This window comes from Diaphorobacter sp. C33 (genome assembly GCF_030503915.1).
GTDB lineage: Bacteria > Pseudomonadota > Gammaproteobacteria > Burkholderiales > Burkholderiaceae_C > Diaphorobacter > Diaphorobacter nitroreducens.
The window spans coordinates 2,882,311-2,899,558 of record NZ_CP129980.1; the positions used below are offsets into that span (position 1 = coordinate 2,882,311).

At 67.7% G+C, this 17,248-nt stretch carries 16 protein-coding genes; 8 read left to right on the forward strand and 8 right to left on the reverse strand.

All coding sequences use genetic code 11. The annotated features are described in order from the left end of the window. Positions 1–11 precede the first annotated feature (11 nt). From QY917_RS13535 to QY917_RS13555, 5 genes are all read right to left on the reverse strand, one after another. A complete protein-coding gene (locus tag QY917_RS13535; protein WP_302077335.1) occupies positions 12–1,742 on the reverse strand; it encodes an FAD-dependent oxidoreductase in 1,731 nt (576 codons plus the stop codon). 100 nt (positions 1,743–1,842) lie between these two features. Next, positions 1,843–3,375 carry a polyamine aminopropyltransferase gene (locus tag QY917_RS13540; RefSeq protein ID WP_302077337.1) on the reverse strand — a complete coding sequence of 511 codons (1,533 nt, stop codon included), beginning with the start codon at positions 3,373–3,375 and terminating at the stop codon, positions 1,843–1,845. Between the two features lie 157 nt (positions 3,376–3,532). Then, on the reverse strand, positions 3,533–3,754 hold the full coding sequence (locus QY917_RS13545; RefSeq protein ID WP_011807176.1) for a DUF350 domain-containing protein: 222 nt from the start codon (positions 3,752–3,754) through the stop codon (positions 3,533–3,535). A 49-nt stretch (positions 3,755–3,803) separates the two neighbouring features. Beyond that, positions 3,804–5,300, reverse strand: a complete 1,497-nt coding sequence (locus QY917_RS13550) for a DUF4178 domain-containing protein (protein WP_123675466.1) — start codon at positions 5,298–5,300, stop codon at positions 3,804–3,806. 82 nt (positions 5,301–5,382) lie between these two features. Beyond that, the gene (locus QY917_RS13555) at positions 5,383–6,444 is read right to left on the reverse strand and encodes an SPFH domain-containing protein (RefSeq protein ID WP_123675465.1); all 1,062 of its coding nucleotides are present in this window, start codon (positions 6,442–6,444) and stop codon (positions 5,383–5,385) included. Positions 6,445–6,603: 159 nt separating this feature from the next. Between QY917_RS13555 and QY917_RS13560 the strand changes: the two genes are divergently transcribed. Beyond that, complete coding sequence (locus QY917_RS13560) at positions 6,604–6,870, forward strand: DUF2061 domain-containing protein (protein ID WP_011807179.1); 267 nt, start codon at positions 6,604–6,606, stop codon at positions 6,868–6,870. 170 nt (positions 6,871–7,040) lie between these two features. On the opposite strand, the gene QY917_RS13565 is transcribed toward QY917_RS13560, so the two are convergent. Both QY917_RS13565 and QY917_RS13570 read right to left on the reverse strand, forming a co-directional pair. Continuing rightward, a complete protein-coding gene (locus QY917_RS13565; protein WP_123675464.1) occupies positions 7,041–7,346 on the reverse strand; it encodes a flagellar basal body protein in 306 nt (101 codons plus the stop codon). Between the two features lie 54 nt (positions 7,347–7,400). After that, a complete protein-coding gene (locus QY917_RS13570) occupies positions 7,401–8,339 on the reverse strand; it encodes a LysR family transcriptional regulator (RefSeq protein WP_011807181.1) in 939 nt (312 codons plus the stop codon). A gap of 86 nt (positions 8,340–8,425) precedes the next feature. Here QY917_RS13570 and QY917_RS13575 point away from each other — a divergent pair, with 86 nt between their 5' ends. Both QY917_RS13575 and QY917_RS13580 read left to right on the forward strand, forming a co-directional pair. After that, positions 8,426–9,784, forward strand: a complete 1,359-nt coding sequence (locus QY917_RS13575; protein WP_123675463.1) for an aspartate aminotransferase family protein — start codon at positions 8,426–8,428, stop codon at positions 9,782–9,784. A 68-nt stretch (positions 9,785–9,852) separates the two neighbouring features. Then, positions 9,853–11,370, forward strand: coding sequence for a CoA-acylating methylmalonate-semialdehyde dehydrogenase (locus tag QY917_RS13580; RefSeq protein ID WP_123675462.1), 1,518 nt, complete (start codon positions 9,853–9,855; stop codon positions 11,368–11,370). Positions 11,371–11,473: 103 nt separating this feature from the next. On the opposite strand, the gene QY917_RS13585 is transcribed toward QY917_RS13580, so the two are convergent. Continuing rightward, on the reverse strand, positions 11,474–12,346 hold the full coding sequence (locus QY917_RS13585) for a FadR/GntR family transcriptional regulator (protein ID WP_302077347.1): 873 nt from the start codon (positions 12,344–12,346) through the stop codon (positions 11,474–11,476). A gap of 245 nt (positions 12,347–12,591) precedes the next feature. On the opposite strand from QY917_RS13585, the gene QY917_RS13590 reads away from it, so the two are divergent. From QY917_RS13590 to QY917_RS13610, 5 genes are all read left to right on the forward strand, one after another. Beyond that, a complete protein-coding gene (locus QY917_RS13590; protein ID WP_015914667.1) occupies positions 12,592–13,797 on the forward strand; it encodes an ABC transporter substrate-binding protein in 1,206 nt (401 codons plus the stop codon). A gap of 83 nt (positions 13,798–13,880) precedes the next feature. Continuing rightward, positions 13,881–14,741, forward strand: coding sequence for a branched-chain amino acid ABC transporter permease (locus tag QY917_RS13595; RefSeq protein WP_088888032.1), 861 nt, complete (start codon positions 13,881–13,883; stop codon positions 14,739–14,741). 11 nt (positions 14,742–14,752) lie between these two features. Beyond that, positions 14,753–15,760, forward strand: a complete 1,008-nt coding sequence (locus QY917_RS13600) for a branched-chain amino acid ABC transporter permease (RefSeq protein WP_123675581.1) — start codon at positions 14,753–14,755, stop codon at positions 15,758–15,760. Next, positions 15,757–16,536 (forward strand): ABC transporter ATP-binding protein, encoded by a 780-nt coding sequence (locus QY917_RS13605; protein WP_088888031.1) that lies wholly within the window; start codon positions 15,757–15,759, stop codon positions 16,534–16,536. Before QY917_RS13600 ends, QY917_RS13605 begins: the two co-directional genes overlap by 4 nt. Beyond that, a complete protein-coding gene (locus QY917_RS13610; RefSeq protein WP_123675460.1) occupies positions 16,533–17,240 on the forward strand; it encodes an ABC transporter ATP-binding protein in 708 nt (235 codons plus the stop codon). Before QY917_RS13605 ends, QY917_RS13610 begins: the two co-directional genes overlap by 4 nt. The last annotated feature ends 8 nt before the right edge of the window (positions 17,241–17,248 follow it).

Below are 17,248 nucleotides of genomic sequence, written 5' to 3' on the forward strand. Positions count from 1 at the left end.
CCGTGCTTTGCCTACCAGCGCACCGCCAGCCCCGCCGCATGGCCGCGCGTGAAGGCTTCTTCGAACACCGAGTAGCCCGACCAGTCGGCGTGCGCGAACAGCAGGCGCTGCGTGCCCGGCGTGGGCGGCACGGGAACACGCTCTCCATTTAATAGCTGGTAGCGCTTGCCAGACAAGCGCGAGAGGCCGATTTGGCTTAAAAATGCCTGCGTGCCCGGTACGGGGATGGACATGGCATGGCCGTAGCGTGTGATCTCCATGCGCGTGGCGCGCTCGGGCAGGTCCGGGTGGGGTACGGCCAGGGCCGCCAGAATGGCGCTGCGCCAGTGCGTCCAGGGTTGCTCTGCCAGCTGCTGGCGGGCGCCCGGCACGTCGCCCAGCGCCTGGTAGTAGGTGAGCACGGTGGGGCCGCTGGCGGCGGCGCGCGGGTCCAGGCGCTGGTGGCCGGCATGCACGTAACCCAGCCCGCCGGGCACGGGGTCGGCGTAGAGCACGTTGTCCCACGCGGGCGCGGCGCCCTCGCGGTCGGCCAGCGGCGCGCTCACATGGATATTGGCCACCAGCCACGGCGCCCACTGCAGGCGGCGCGCGGCCTGGGCAAGGAAGTCCGGCGCAGGCTGCACCACGCGCGCGGCGACGTACACCGGCAGCGCCACGATGCAGCGGCGCGCCTGCCAGCGTTCGATGCTGTCGGTGGCATGCAGGTACACGTCCACCTCCACGCCGCGGCGCGTCTCGGCGATGCGCAGCACGCTGGCGCCGGTGCGCAACTGGCCGCCCTGCACCAGCGGCGCGGCCAGGCGCTGGGTGAGCCAGCCGTTGCCCTCGGGCCAGGTGAGCACGCCCTCGCGCCCATCGCCGGCATCGGCCTCCAGGCCCGGGGCATGGAAGCCGTGGCGGCTGGCGAAATAGTGGATGCCCGCCCAGGCCGACACGCGCGCCGTGCCGGCGCCGTAATCGTCACGGCAGCAGTAGTCCAGGTACCAGCGCAGGTGGGCGTCATCCAGGCCCTGCTGCGCCAGCCACGCATCGAAAGTCATAGCATCCAGCGCTTGATGGGCGGGCGCCAACGGCTTATTGGGCGCCCAACTCTTGAGCACCGGCATGGTGAAGCGCACGCCGCGCGAAAGCGCGGCCACCTGCTCGGCAAAGCGCCGGTACTGCGCCAGCGTGGACTCCCCCACCCCGGCGACGGGCAGCAGGCCCTCCTGCCAGTGGCCCTGGAAGTAGAGGCGCTCCTGCGGGCTGTGGCTCAGGTGGCGTTCGTCATACCGCCAGCGGCCGGCCACGCGCTGGCGCAGGCCCAGCTCCTCCAGCAGGTCCTGCACCTCGCGCGCATGCTCTCCGGGCACGGGCAGGTAATGCGCGCCCAGCGGGCAGGCAATGCCGTTCACGCTGCCGGCGCGGCTGTTGCCGCCGGGCTGGTCCTCCATCTCCAGGCACTGGAAATCATCCACACCCGCCAGGCGCAGCGCGCGTGCGGCCGCCAGCCCGGCCACCCCGCCACCCGCGATCACCACCTCGGTGCGGCGCACGATGTCGGGCGTGTAGGGCGCGCCCTCGGCCAGCCGGTCGCGCAGCGCATGGCCGCGCGCCATGTCGATGCCGGTGTAACCGCCCAGCACGTCGGCCGGCGCAGGCTTGTCGCAGCCGGACAGGCCGAGCCCCGCGGCCAGGGCGGCGCCGGCCTGCAGCAACTGGCGCCGGCGGGGAGAGAAAGGAGTGTGGGCGGGGTGGGACATGGGCCGCCCACTGTACGGCATCGGCCCCGGCCGGGTTCGTCAGACACCGCCGGCAGGGGCAAGGGCGGGGCAGGGTCGTCCCGCAGCATCGGCCCAGGGATCAGTGGGCGACCTGGCCCCACTCCTGTTCGTAGGTGTGCACCAGCACCTGGTTGGACAGGCGGTTGACCTCGGCGGGCACGCGCGCCATGTCCCGCGGGAAGTCGAACAGCAGGGGCAGCGCGGCCGCGTCCAGAAAGCGCAGTCCCGCGGGCAGCTCGGCCGGCACGCGCCAGGGGCGGCGGCTGGCGATGACGAAGCCCCACTCGCCAAAGCTCGGCACATGCGCGTGGTAGGGCCGCGCCTGCAGGCCCACGGACTCGATGGTCGTGACCACCGTCCAGAAGCTCCTGCGCGCCACCAGCGGCGAGGTCGTCTGCACCACCGCGTAGCCGCTGGCGGCCAGGCGCTGGTCCAGCAGGGCGTAGAAGCTGTTGGTGTAGAGCTTGCCGATGGCGAAGTTGGTGGGGTCGGGAAAGTCCACCACGATCACGTCATAGGTGTCATCTCCCTGTTGCAGCCACTGGAAGGCATCGGTGTTGACGATGGTGAGCTTGCGTGACGCCAGCGCATCGCCGTTCAGCTGCCGCAGCGTGGGGTGGCTGCCGAAGAGCTGCGTCATCGCCGGGTCCAGCTCCACCAGCGTGACCGACTCCACCGAGGGGTACTTGAGCACCTCGCGCACGGCCATGCCGTCGCCGCCGCCCAGCACCGCCACGCGCTTCGGATGACCGTGCGCGGCCATCACGGGGTGCACCAAGGCCTCGTGGTAGCGGTATTCGTCGCGCTCGGCGAACTGCAGGTTGCCGTTCAGGTACAGGCGATGCCCCGCGCGCCCGTGCGTGACCACGATGCGCTGGTAGGGCGAGGCGCTGCTGAGCACGATGCGGTCCTGGTAGAACTTGTCCTCGGCGAAGCGGGTGATGTGCTCGGCCCCCAGCAGCCCCGCCAGCAGGGCCGCCAGCACCAGCGCACAGGCCAGCGCGTGCGCGCCAAAGCGCCGCAGCTCATGCCGGAACAGCCACAGCGCCCACACGGCCACGGCGGCGTTCATGAAGCCGAACAGCAGCCCCGTGCGCACCAGCCCCAACTGCGGCACCAGCAGCAGCGGAAACGCCAGCGACACCGCCAGCGCGCCAAGATAGTCGAAGGTGAGCACCTGGCTCACGAGGTCCTTGAGCTGCACATTGCGCTTGAGGATGCGCATGACCAGCGGGATCTCCAAGCCCACCAGCGTTCCCACCAGCAGCACCATGCCGTACAGCAGCACGCGGAAGGCGCTAGGCACGTAGGCATTGGCCAGGAACAGCACGGCAGGCAGCGCCCCGCCGATGAGCGCCACCAGCAACTCGATGCGCAGGAAATGCGCGGGCAACTGCCGCTCGAAGTAACGCGACAGCCACGAGCCTACGCCCATGGCGAACAAATAGGTGCCGATGACGGTGGAGAACTGCAGCACCGAGTCGCCCAGCACATACGACGCCAGCGCCCCGGCCGCCAGCTCGTACAGCAGCCCGCAAGCGGCGATCACGAACACGCTGGCCAGCAGGGCGACGTCGATGGGGCGCGGGGCGGAAGTGCTGGTGTCCTTCATGGGAGTGCGCATGCCGTGGGCGTAACCGATGCCAGCAGACGCCGCACAAGGGCCTGGGCCGGCCGCGCCGCCCCGCCGCGCTGGCGTCGTCTCCCTGCCCGTATCGCGCAGCGATGCGGGAGCGGGGGGAAGCGGCGCAACCGCTCAGGGGGCTGTTTCAATGGATCGCCGCCGCCACGATGATGCTGATGCCCAGGCACATGGCGGCCACCACCATCGCCAGGGCGCGGTTCTGCTTTTCCACGATCTCGGCCCACAGGTCGGCCGGGGTGACCTTGTCGATCAGCCAGAAGCACAGCCAGAAGATGACCACGCCGATCAGCGCGTAGAGGATGGACCCGAGGAAGGCCGCGGGCCGAAGCCATTCGATTCCCATCATGGCGTTTGCTCCTTGGAGGGGTTGAGAGAAAAAGGTGTCACAAAAGTCGTCACTTGTGGCCGCCGCCCGTGCTGTAGCCACCGAACGAGCCGCCCGAGCTGCGGTAGTACCCGCCTGAAGAGCCCGAGCAGTTGCTCATGAGCACCAGCAGAATGATCAGCACGATGAGGATCACGATCACCGTGCCGCAGCCGATGCCAGAGCCCGCGGCGACGGGCCCCGCGTCCTGGCGGCGGAACAGCGCCGCCTTGTCACCCAGCTTGAAGGCCTGGGCGACGGCGCTGGAGTCCATGCGCTGGCCGTGCGACCAGGTGACCTCGCTGCGCGACTGCTCGCGCGACAGCAGGCCCTTGCCGTTCACGGCGGCAAAGTCGCTGTTGCTGGTCTTCTGGCCGCGCTCCACGGGCCAGTAGAACTCGCCCGCCACATAGTTGGTCTCGGCCTGGTAGGTGGAGGTCAGGCGGTACTGCGTGCCCAGGTAGGTGGCGGTGGGCGCGCCCGGCTTGTGCTGCGGCGCGCCCGTGGCAGGGCGCACCAGGCTCCAGCCATCGCTGGCGTCCACCAGGAACAGGAAGCCCCGCTGGCGGTGGTACAGCAGGTATTCCTCCCAGCCGAAGTGCTCGTCATCCCCGGGCTCCACGCCCGTGCGGTGCTGAAAGCCCACCACCTGCCATGGCGCGCCCTCGAACTGGCCCACGCTGCCCAGCGGGATCAGCGGTTGCACCGGTTCGTACTGTGCGGCGTGGCGCAGCTCGCCACCCAAACCCGCGCTCAGGTCGATCAGGCTGTGGCACGACGGGCAGGTGCAGCTCTTGGTGCTGGACAGCTGCACCTGCACCGGCGCGCCGCAATGGGGGCAACTGAACTGGCGGCCCTTTTCCTCCTTGGCGGACTCGTCCTTCAGCCCCTGGAGCTGCAGATCCTCCAGCCGCACCGCCCGGCCGCGCTGCACCTGGGGGGGCTGGGTGCCGTAGTCGATGGAGAGCACCTCGCCGTCGGCCGAGCGCAGCTCCACCACCTGGAACGGAGTGCCCAGCGGCGGCAGCTTCGGCACCTCGCCCTCGGCCGCGACGAGTTGTGCGCGCACATTGGCCGCCACGCTGAACGGCTGGCCGGCCACGGCCGTGGTCATGCCGACGCGAAAGCGCTCGGCTTCGGGCAATTCCCGCCCCAGCGTGGCCGGGCGGGTGAAGACATAGGCGCCGTTGTCCTCGCTGAGCGTGGCGGTGCTGCCGTCCTGCAGGAAGGCAACCCACTCGGTCCAGCGGCCTTCCTCGCCCTGGTATTGCAGGCGGCCGATCAGCGTGAACGGCAGCGTCTGGCCGTCCAGCGCGATGCGTCCGCTGGCCATGAGCTGCAGCGGGCTGTGGTCGTCGAAGACCTCGGCCATGCGGCCCAGGCGCTGCAGCACCTCGCCGCTGCGCACCACGGTGCTGTGGCAGTAAGCGCAGATGGCATGGGTGGATTGCGCGCTCTTGAATTCGACCGGCGCGCCGCAGCCCGGGCAGGGCGCGCGGTAGGTCCGCTGGGTGCCGCTGTCGGCCATGCGTCGTGGATCTAAGGTGTTTTTGGCCTCCAGCGCTTGTGTGGCAAGCGCTGGCAGCTACTAAAAAGAGAGTGTACGCGCGTCAGATGAGCTTCTTCAGCAGCTCCGCCTTCTTCGCGTCGAACTCCTCCTGCGTGAGGATGCCCTTGGACTTGAGCTCGCCCAGCTTCTCCAGCGTGGCCATCACTTCCTCGGGCCGCACACCCACCGGCGCGGCGGCAGGCGCGGCCTGCGGGGCCGATGGCGCAGCGCCGCCCTGCAGGCCCTGTTGCAGGTTCTGCGCCAGCACCTGGCCCAGCGCCACGCCGGCGCCCAGGCCCATGGCGTCGCCCGCCACGCTGCCGCCACCGTTTCCACCACCCGCCGCGCCTTCGGCGAACTTCGGGATGGCCTGCGCCGTCTGGTACTGCATGAACTTGCCCATGTCGTTGCCGACCATGCCCATGCCGATCTTCTGGTCGAGGATCTTCTGCAGCTCTTCGGGCAGCGAGACGTTCTGCACCGTCATCGATTCGAGCTTCAGGCCGATCTTGGCGAACGCGGGCTGCAGTTCGTGCGCCAGCGCGTCGGCAAACATCACCTGGTTGGCCGCGAGGTCGAGGAACGGCAGGCCGCTGCCCGCGATGGCGTTGCTGATGTTCTGCAGCACCAGGCCGCGCAGCTGGCCCTCCAGGTCCGCCGAGGGGTAGGACTCGCGCGTGCCCGAGATCTCGGTGTGGAACAGCTTCGGGTCCGCGATGCGGTACGCATAGTTGCCGAAGGCGCGCAGGCGCACCGCGCCGAAGTCCTTGTCGCGGATGGTGATGGGCTGGGGCGTGCCCCACTTCTGGTCCACCTGCTGGCGCGTGCTGAAGAAGTACACGTCGCTCTTGAACGGCGACTGGAACAGCTTGTCCCAGTTCTTCAGGTAGGTCAGCACCGGCAGCGTCTGCGTGGTCAGCTTGTAGGTGCCGGGGCCGAACACGTCGGCCACCTGGCCTTCGTTGACGAACACCGCCATCTGCGACTCGCGCACCACCAGCGTGCCGCCGTTCTGGATTTCCATACCCTCCATCGGGAAGCGCCAGGCCAGCGTTCCGTTGCCGTCCTCGGTCCACTGGAGGATGTCGATGAACTGCTTCTTGATGAAGTCCATGAGGGCCATGCGGTGCTCCCGTTCGGGTCGGTTGAGAGGTTGAAAAAAGAGAGCGGCCATCATATCCGCGGCGATTCGACAGTTTCTATCTGCAACTTAGCCACGAACAATTGGCCAAATCAAATGCGAATGACTAGCATTCTCCACATACCGTTACAGGAGAGCACCATGTCCCGCATCCGCATCGCCGCCCGCCATAACCTGCCCACGCTGGCCAAGACCGGCAGCTATTACGTGATCCACATCTGCGTGGCCGCCCTGGTGGCGTATGCCGTCACGGGCAATCTGATTGCGTCGCTCACCCTTAGCCTGCTGGAGCCCACGGTGCAGGCTGTGGCCTTCTTCTTCCATGAAAAGGCCTGGGAGCGCGCCCGCCAGCGCCGCGAGGCACAGGCACACGCCCCTGCGGAGGCCGCCCATGCGCATGCCGCCTGAGACCCCGGCCCACCTGCGGTCGGAGTCGTTTACCGACTGGCTGGCGCAGCAACTCGCGCACCTCGCCCGGGCCGCATGATGGGCTAGCGGGTTGCGATTGCTCTTATTTGTGTAGCTATTAGCGCTTGCCAGATAAGCGCCAGAGGCACTTTTAATGTAAACCGACAGCGTCACGCCCGCACGTCCAGCAACGCGCCCGCCATCTCGTCGGCGCGGCGCAACACCAGCAGGTTGGCCTGGAAGGCATAGGTGGCACTGATCTGCTCCACGGCCTCCGCTTCCAGCGCCACGCCCGTCGCGGCCGCAGGCGCTGCCACGCGCGCCTGCACGCCGCCCGGCGCCGGTGCGGCCTGCTGGTCCACCGTCTGGCGCCGAAAGCCCGGGGTGTTCAGGTTGGCCACGTTGTGGGCACTGCTGTCCAGGCGCAGCTGCGCGGCCTGCAGACCAGATTGGGCGATGGCGGCAAGGGTGGTCATATGCCTTGCATTATCGGCAGCGCGGCCCGGCGCTTGAGCGACCCGGGCGGGCCGTCAGGCCCCATGCGCCTGCAGCAGGCAGCGCTGCAGCAGTTGCGCGGCCCGGCTGGGCGCGGGTGAGCGGCGCACCAGGCTGACGAAGCGGCAGTCGTAGCGGAACAGCGCGGGCCGCACGGGCTGCATGCGGCCCTGGCGCTCGAAGCTCTCGGCATAGTGGTCGGGCAGAAAGCCCAGAAAGCGCCCCGACAGCACCAGCGTGGCAATGGACTCCTGGTCAAACCCCGTGGCCGCGCGCGTCAGGCGCGCCTCGTGGCTCAGCTCCATGTTGGGCGAGTGGTAGCCCAGCCCCGCGAACGGGTAGCGGCGCACGGCGTCCCAGTCCAGATCGTCGTGGGGTGCGCCGAACAGCGGGTGGCCCGCGCCGCAATACAGCAGCATGGTCTCGCCGAACAGATCGGAATAGACCAGGCTCTGCGAGCTGCGGTGGGCGGGAATGATGCCCACCTGGAAGCTGCCGTCGATCACGCCGCGCTCGATGGCGTTGATCGACCCCACATGCAGCTGCAGCTGCACGTCGGGCGCTTCCGCCGTAAAAGTGGCGATGGCGTCGCCGATGCGCGCGGCCGGGTTGCTCGCCGTCTTGTCGAACACCGCCACGGCGAGTTGTCCGCCCATGCGGTCGTGGATGTCGTCGATGCTGCCCAGAAAGCCGCGCACCGAGGCCAGCAGGCGCAGCGTCTCCTCATAGACCCGCTGTCCCTCGGGCGTGAGCGCAAAGCCCGCGCGCCCGCGCCGGCACAGCGTCAGGCCCAGGCGCGTCTCCAGATCCTTCACGTGACGACTCACGGTGCTGGTGCCGATGTTCAGCTCCAGCTCGGCCGCGGCCATGCCGCCGCACTCGACCACGGCCTTGAACACCTGCAGCAGGCGCAGGTCCATGTCGGACAGCTGCCCCAGCACGGCGCGCGGACGGCGGGCGTTTTTTACTTGCATGGATTGCTAAGTGAATGTGGATATTTGTTGCTTCAACGGATTATTACCGTGACCAACAATGCGCGCATTCCCTTCAGGAGATCGCCATGAGCTTCGCCGTCATTGACCCTAACCCCGCAGCCGCCGTACGCACCGACGCCGCCTGGCTGGAAGCCCACTGGATGCCCTTCACCGGCAACCGCAACTTCAAGGCCCAGCCGCGCATGATCGTGAGCGGCCAGGGCGCCTACTACACCGACGCCGAAGGGCGCAAGATTTTTGACGGCCTCTCGGGCCTGTGGTGCTCGGGCCTGGGCCACGGCCGCACGGAGGTGGCCCAGGCCATCGGCCGCGCCGCCGCCACGCTGGACTACGCGCCGGCCTTCCAGTTCGGCCACCCCGCGTCATTCGCGCTGGCCAACAAGCTCAAGGAACTGACGCCCGCCGGGCTGGACTATGTGTTCTTCACCGGCTCGGGCTCCGAGTCGGCCGACACCTCGCTCAAGATGGCGCGCGCCTACTGGCGTGCCAAGGGCCAGGGCACCAAGACGCGCCTGATCGGCCGCGAGAAGGGCTACCACGGCGTGAACTACGGCGGCATCTCGGTGGGCGGTATCGTGGGCAACCGCAAGCTGTTCGGCCAGGGCGTGGAGGCGGACCACATTCCCCACACCCAGCCGCCGGCCGGCACCTTCCAGAAGGGCATGGCCGAGGACGGCGGCCGCGCGTTGGCCGACAAGCTGCTCGACGTGATCGCGCTGCACGACGCGAGCAACATCGCCGCCGTGATCGTGGAGCCCTTCTCGGGCTCGGCCGGCGTAGTGATCCCGCCGAAGGGCTACCTGGAGCGCATCCGCGAGATCTGCACGCAGAACAACATCCTGCTGATTTTTGACGAGGTCATCACCGGCTTTGGCCGCTGCGGCACCTGGACCGGGGCCGAGGCCTTTGGCGTGACGCCGGACATCCTGAACTTCGCCAAGCAGGTGACCAACGGTGCCCAGCCGCTGGGCGGCGTGATCGCCAGCAAGGAGATCTACGACACCTTCATGGCGCAGGGCGGCCCCGAGTACATGCTGGAGTTCCCGCACGGCTACACCTACTCGGCCCACCCCGTGGCCTGCGCGGCGGGCAACGCGGTGCTCGACATCCTGCAAAAGGAAGACATGCCCGGCCGCGTGAAGGCGCTGGCGCCCTACTTCGAGAACGCCGTGCACGGCCTGAAAGGGGCCAAGCATGTGGCCGACATCCGCAACTATGGCCTGGCCGCCGGCATCACCATCAGCGCCCTGCCCGGCGAACCCGCCAAGCGCCCCTACGAAATCGCCATGAAGTGCTGGGAGAAGGGCTTCTACGTGCGCTACGGTGGCGACACCATCCAGCTCGCGCCCCCGTTCATCAGCACCCAGGCCGAGATCGACCGCCTGGTCAGCGCCCTGGGCGACGCTCTGCACGAGACCGCTTGAACTCCTGTTTTGATAGCTGTTAGCGCTTGATAGATAAGCGCTAGAGCCCGTTTTTATCTTAGAACATCATGCACCACGACAAGAACGTCACCACCACCGTCGGCCACCTGATCGATGGCAAGCTTGTTGCCGACACCGAGCGCACGCAGCCCGTGTTCAATCCCGCCACCGGCCAATCGACCACCAGCGTGGCGCTGGCGAGCCAGGCCACGGTGGAAGCCGCCATTGCCTCTGCCGAGGCCGCCTTCCCCGCCTGGCGCAACACGCCGCCGCTCAAGCGCGCCCGCGTGATGAGCAAGCTCAAGGTGCTGCTCGAAGAAAACGCCGACAAGATCGCCGCCCTCATCACCGCCGAGCACGGCAAGGTGCTCAGCGATGCGCATGGCGAGCTGCAGCGCGGTATCGAGAACGTGGAATACGCCAGCTATGCGCCCGAGCTGCTCAAGGGCGAGCACAGCCGCAACGTGGGCCCCGGCATCGACTCGTGGAGCGAGTTCCAGGCGCTGGGCGTCACGGCAGGCATCACGCCCTTCAACTTCCCGGCCATGGTGCCGCTGTGGATGTGGCCCATGGCCGTGGCCTGCGGCAACACCTTCGTGCTCAAGCCGTCGGAGCGCGACCCGTCTTCCACCCTGTTCGTGGCCCAGCTCGCGCTGGAAGCGGGCCTGCCGCCCGGCGTGCTCAACGTGGTCAACGGCGACAAGCTGGCCGTCGATACGCTGCTGCAAGACCCGCGCGTGAAAGCCGTGAGCTTTGTGGGCTCCACCCCCATCGCCGAGTACATCTACGCCGAAGGCTGCAAGCACGGCAAGCGCGTGCAGGCCCTGGGCGGTGCCAAGAACCATGCGGTGCTCATGCCCGACGCGGACGTGGACAACGCCGTGAGCGCGCTGATGGGTGCCGCTTATGGATCGTGCGGCGAACGCTGCATGGCGATCCCGCTGCTCGTGGCCGTGGGCGACGAAGTGGGCGATGCCGTGATCGCGGGCCTGAAGGCCGAGATCGCCAAGATGAAGGTGGGCCCGGGCACCGACAACGGCAACGACATGGGCCCGCTGGTGACGAAGCAGCACTTCGAGAAGGTGAAGGCCTATGTGGACAGCGGCGTGGCCGAGGGCGCCACGCTGGTGGTGGACGGCCGCGGCGTGCAGGTGGCCGGCCATGAGGAGGGTTACTTCCTGGGCGCATGCCTGTTCGACAACGTCAAGCCCGGCATGAAGATCTACCAGGAAGAGATCTTCGGCCCCGTGCTCGGCGTGGTGCGCGTGAAGACGCTACAGGAAGCCATGCAGCTCATCAACGACCACGAATACGGCAACGGCACCTGCATCTTCACGCGCGACGGCGAAGCCGCGCGCTACTTCACCGACCACATCCAGGTCGGCATGGTGGGCGTGAACGTGCCCCTGCCCGTGCCCGTGGCCTACCACTCGTTTGGCGGCTGGAAGCGCAGCCTGTTCGGCGACCTGCACGCCTACGGGCCGGACGCCGTGCGCTTCTACACCAAGCGCAAGACGATCACCCAGCGCTGGCCCTCGGCCGGCGTGCGCGAGGGGGCGGTGTTCAGCTTCCCGAGCAGCCGCTGATCCGGGCGGCCGGGGCGGCCCTGCCCCGCGCCGTTTGCGAAAAGCCCCTGGGCCTTGCGGCCGCAGGGGCTTTGTCTTTTGTGAGGGAGGCGGCCTGGCCTGCCTATTCCGCTCCCACGCCGGCGGCGCGCCTGCGCGGACGCTTGGCCCCTGCGGCGGCCGTGGCTGCCGTGGACACGGCAGGCGCCGCACGCGGACGCCGCAGCGTGTCTGCGTCGAGGATCAGGCGCCCCTGAATGCGGCCCTTCATGCGCTTGACGCTGCTCGCCGCATCCTGCATGTGGCTCTGCATGAGCGTGCGCACCTTCTCCGCGTCGCGCGCGCGTGCGGCCTGCACGATGGCGCGGTGGAACTGCGCGTTGGCCTCGCCAAAACGCCGGTGCTCGGTTTGCGGCGTGCGATTGCCGAACACGATGAGCTGGCGAATCATCTCGTTGATCAGCTCACAGGTGAAGCGCAGGAACGGATTGGGGTTGGCCGCCGCGAGGATGTCGTGGAAGTTCACGTCTTCGCGCCGCTGGCTCACCAGGTCCTCCTGGCTCTGGGTGGGGTCGCAGCAGGCGATGCTGTGCTCCAGCGCCTCGAAGTCGGCCTCCGTCAGGTGCGGCACGGCACCCGCCGCCAGCATGGGCTCGAGCTGCTGGCGCACGGCATAGATGTCGTCGATGGTCACTTCCTGGAAGAACAGGTAGTTCTGCATGAACTGCAAGGTGCGGTCCAGAGGCACTTCGACGATGGTGCCGCCGCCCGAGGGGCCCGTGGAAATGGTGACGAGGCCCTGCACCTCCAGCGACTTGAGCGCCTCGCGGATGGTGCCCTTGCTGACCTGGAACTGCGCCTGCAGCTCGATCTCGCGCGGCAGGCGGTCACCGGGACTCAGGTTCTTCTCGGTAATCAGCCGCTTGATCTCCTGGGCCACGAGATCGGAGCGCTTGAGCTGCTTGATCGCCAGGGGAGCGGGCTTCTGTATTGCCATGGCTTGTTGTCTTTCCTCGGGATAGTCCGGTACCACCACCGCCACCCCGGTGTTCGCTGTCGTGGTGCAGTATGCACCGCCCAGGGGCATGCCGGAAGCGTCTAGGGTTTGTACGCGTCATATTCATTCTATTTGTCACTATAAATATGAATTAAGGAGCGTGCACGCATTCCGACAAATTGGCATGCATCGTGCTCTGAGACCCGTACCACCCACTGTTCTTCAGCCTCACCACGGAGTCCCCTATGCAACGACGTCACCTCCTGCAACTCTCCGCATTCGGCGCGCTGCCCGCCTCCCTGGGCTTGGGCGCCAGCGCCTGGGCACAGTCCAAGGACGCGATCCAGTTCGGCTGCCCCGTGCCCATGTCGGGCGCATTCGCCGCGAACGGCAAGTTCGCGGACCTGGGAATGAAGCTCGCCATCGAGCAGTACGGCAAGGCCCTGGACCGGCCGCTGGCCTACACGCTGCTCGATACCGAAGGCAAGCCCGCCACCGCGGTGCGCAAGGTGCAGGAGGCGGCTCAGCAAAAGGGCGCGCGCTTCTTCGCAGGCGGCATCCTGTCGTCAGAAGCGCTGGCCATGGGCAAGGAAGCCGAGAAGGCCGGCGGCATCTTCATCACGACCGCAGGGGCCGACGAGCTCACCGGCTCCGACTGCAATGGCGCCACGTTCCGCTGGTCGGTACCGACCTTCGGCGCCATCGAGCAGACCGTGCGCCCCTTGCTCGACGCGCACCCGAAAGCCAAGCGCTGGTACACCATCACGCCGCAGTACGTGTTCGGCGACGGCCTGCTGACCGCTGCCAAGAACATCTTCAAGGAAAAGGGCATCGAGCACGTGGGCAACAGCTACCACTCGCTGACCGAGAAGGAGTTCAGCGGCTACCTCACCAACGCCATGGCCGCCAAGCCCGACGTGCTGCTGCTGCTGAACTTCGGCGCCCAGTCGTCCGACGCGCTGCGCCAGGCCATCAGCTTTGGCATGCACAAGAACATGACCATCCTGATCGCCTGGGCCTCGGGCCTGGAGCAGTTCGAATCGCTGGGCGCCGATCTGTGCGATGGCGTGTACTTCGGCGCGCAGTACTGGCACACGGTGGACACGCCGCTCAACCAGGACCTGGTCAAGCGCACCCAGGCCGCGTTCAAGTCCAACCCCAACTACAGCCTGGCGGGTTCGTACATCTGCACCAAGCTGCTCCTCGACGCCATCCTCAAGGCCGGCACGGTGGACCAGAAGGCCGTGGTGGCAGCCCTGGAGGGCATGAAGTACCAGGGCCTCACGGGCGAGGAGGAAGTGCGCAAGGCCGACCACCAGGTGCTCAAGAACTACTACCTGCTCAAGGGCAAGGCCAAGGCCAAGATGAAGAACAAGGACGACTACGTGGACGTGGTCAGTTCCGGCAAGTCGTTCCTGCCCATCGACCGCACCGGCTGCAAGCTGGCCTGACCGCCCGCCCCCGGGCCTCAAGCCAAAAGACCACCTAGCGCTTGACCAGCAAGCGCTAGCAGCTATTTTTTTGATAGTCGAGTATGAGCATCTACCTGCTACAGACCATCAACGGGATCGGCATCGGCATGCTGTATTTCCTGTTGGCCGTGGGCCTGTCGATCGTGTTCGGCCTGCTGCGCTTCGTGAACTTCGCGCACGGAGCCTTCTACCTGCTGGGCGCGTATTTCTGCTACCAGATGACACGCTGGGGCCTGAGCTTCTGGCTCGCCCTGGTCGTGGTGCCGCTGGCCGTGGGCGCGATCGGCTGGTTCACCGAGAAGCTCATGCTGCGCCATGTGTACGCCAAGGCCCATGAGTTCCACATCATCATCACCGTGGGCCTCGCGCTCGTGGTGCAGGAACTCGTGATCCTGCAATGGGGGCCGCTGGGCGACAGCGTGGCCGTCCCCGACCTGCTGCAGGGCGTGGTGATGTGGGGCAGCTTCGTCTATCCGAAGTACCGGTTGTTCGTGATCGGCTTCACCGCCGTGCTCGCGGTACTGCTGTGGTGGGTGCTCGAAGGCACGCGCCTGGGCAGCGCGGTGCGCGCCGGCAGCGAGTCGACCGAGATGGTTTCGCTGCTCGGCCTGAACGTGCTGCGCATCTTCAGCCTGGTGTTCGCGCTGGGCGCGGCCACGGCGGCCCTGGCGGGCGTGCTCGCGGCGCCGATCCGCGGCGCCGAGCCGTTCATGGGCATCGAGGCCCTGGGCGTGGCCTTCGTGATCGTGGTCGTGGGCGGGTTGGGCAGCTTCGGCGGTGCGCTCGTGGGCGGCCTGCTCATCGGCATCGTGCAGAGCGTGATGAGCACGCTGTGGCCCGAGGGTGCTCGTCTCATGATCTACGTGGCCATGGCTGCCGTGCTGCTGCTGCGCCCCCACGGCCTGCTGGGCCGCAAAGGATGAACACGATGAACATGTCCAGACATTCCCATTTCCTTCTCGCGCTGGCGATCGTGGTCGCCATGCCGCTGTGCATGCAGTCGGGCTCGCTCGCGAGCGAAGTGCTGATCTTCGGGCTCGCCGCCATGGGCTGCAACCTGCTGCTGGGCTACACCGGGCTGCTGTCGTTCGGGCAGGGCATCTTCTTCGGGCTGGGCAGCTACACCATCGCGCTGCTGCTCACGCGCTGGACCTTGCCCATGCCGCTGGCGCTGCTGGCCGCCGTGGCCATGGGCGCCGCGGGTGCAGCCATCGTGGGCTGGGTGGCCATCCGCCAGCGCGGCACCTACTTCGTGATGCTCACGCTCGCGTTCGCGCAGATGTTCTATTTTCTGGCCTACACCGCCACGGGCCTCACGGGCGGCGACAACGGCCTGCTCGACATTCCGCGTCCCTCGCTGGCCGTGGCCGGCCAGACGTTGTGGCCCCTGGACTCGCCCTGGCAGTACTACGGCTTTGTCGCGGTGCTGTTTCTTGCGGCGTTCTGGCTGCTGCGCCGCGTGTGCGACTCGGTGTTCGGCCGTACGCTGCTGGCCGTGCGCGACAACGAGGAGCGCGCCGCGGCCGTGGGCTATGACCTGCGCCTGCTCAAGCTGCAGGCCTTCGTGATCTCGGGCGCCGTCACCGGCCTGGCCGGCGCGCTGCACGCCATGATGACCGGCATCGCGCCGCTGTCCAATGCCGAATACCACACGAGCGAGATGATCCTCGTGATGACCGTGATCGGTGGCACGGGCAACCTGCTGGCCTCGGTGCTGGGCGCGGCGTTCTATGTGCTGCTGGGCGACTGGCTCTCCACCCTGTGGCCGCGCTGGCTGCTGCTGTTGGGCGTGGTGCTGATGGTCGTCAGCCTGGGGCTGCAGCGCGGCCTGTGGGGCCTGGGCGAGTCTCTGTGGAGCCTGCTGCGCCGCAAGGGCGGCGGGGCCGACGCACAACGCAACGGGGCGGCGTCCCAGGCCAACACCCAGGGAGGCCAGGCATGAGCGCCACCGCATCCCCCATCCTGCTCGAAGCCCAGGGCGTCGAGAAACGCTACGACAAGTTCGTCGCCCTGGGCGGCGTAAACCTCAAGGTGCGCGCCAACACCGTGCATTCGGTGATCGGCCCCAACGGGGCGGGCAAGACCACGCTGTTCCACATGCTCACGGGGACCAAGCAGGTGAGCGGCGGGCGCATCCTGTTCGACGGTCACGACGTGACGCGCGAGCCCGACCACCGGCGCGTGCGCCGGGGCATGGCGCGCTCGTTCCAGGTCACGAGCCTGTTCCTCACCCTGCCGGTGCGCGAGAACCTGCGCCTGGCCGCCCAGGGTGTGGCCCCCAAGAAGGCGCTGGACTGCTGGAACGCCCCCGAGGGCCGACGCTCCTGCGCCGACACGGTGGCCAGCGTGCTCGAACGCCTGGGCCTCGCGCGCTACGCCGACACACCCGCCGGCAATCTCTCGCATGGCCAGCAGCGGCGCCTGGAGGTGGGCATGGCGCTGGCCGCGCGCCCGAAGGCGATCTTCCTCGACGAGCCGACCTCGGGCATGGGCATCGACGACCTCGAGGAGATGAAGCGGCTGATCCAGGGCCTCAAGGACGAGCACACCGTGGTGCTCATCGAACACAACATGGGCATCGTCATGGACATCTCCGACACCATCACCGTAATGCAGCAAGGCCGTGTGCTCGCCGAGGGCCTGCCGCACGAAATCCGCAACGACGAGCGTGTGCGCAGCGCCTACCTGGGCAACATGATCACCGGAGGCAAGGCATGAAGACATTGCTGTCCGTGGAATCCGTTCACGCGCATTACGGCAAAAGCCATGTGTTGCAGGGCGTGTCGCTGCATGTCGGCGACGGCGAGCTCGTCACGCTGCTGGGCCGCAACGGGGCGGGCAAGACCACCACGCTCAAGACCATCGCCGGCGTGATGGCGCCCACGCAAGGGCAAGTCCGCTTCGGCGGCGAGCCCGTGCACCAGCTGGCCACCCATCTGGTGGCACAACGCGGCATCTGCCTGGTGCCGGAGCATCGGGGCATCTTCAAGCTGCTCACGGTAGAAGAGAACCTGTTACTGGGCCAGCGCAAGCATTCGCCCTGGCAGCTGCCCGACGTCTATCGCATCTTTCCGCGCCTCAAGGAGCGCCGCGCCAATGGCGGTGGCCAGCTCTCGGGCGGCGAGCAGCAGATGCTGGCCATCGGCCGCGCGCTCATGAACGCGCCGCGCCTGCTGATGCTGGACGAGCCCGTGGAGGGACTGGCGCCCGTGATCGTCGAGGAGATCGTGGCCCAACTCCAGACCATCAAGGCCGCGGGCGTGTCCATCCTGCTGGTGGAGCAGAACCTCGAGGTCTGCACCCAGCTCGCCGACCGCCACTACGTCATCGAACAGGGTGCCATCGTGCACGAGGCCAGCAACGCGGACTTCCTGGCGGACGACGCCGTGAAGGACCGCTACCTCGGCGTAGGCATGGCCTGACATCCAAC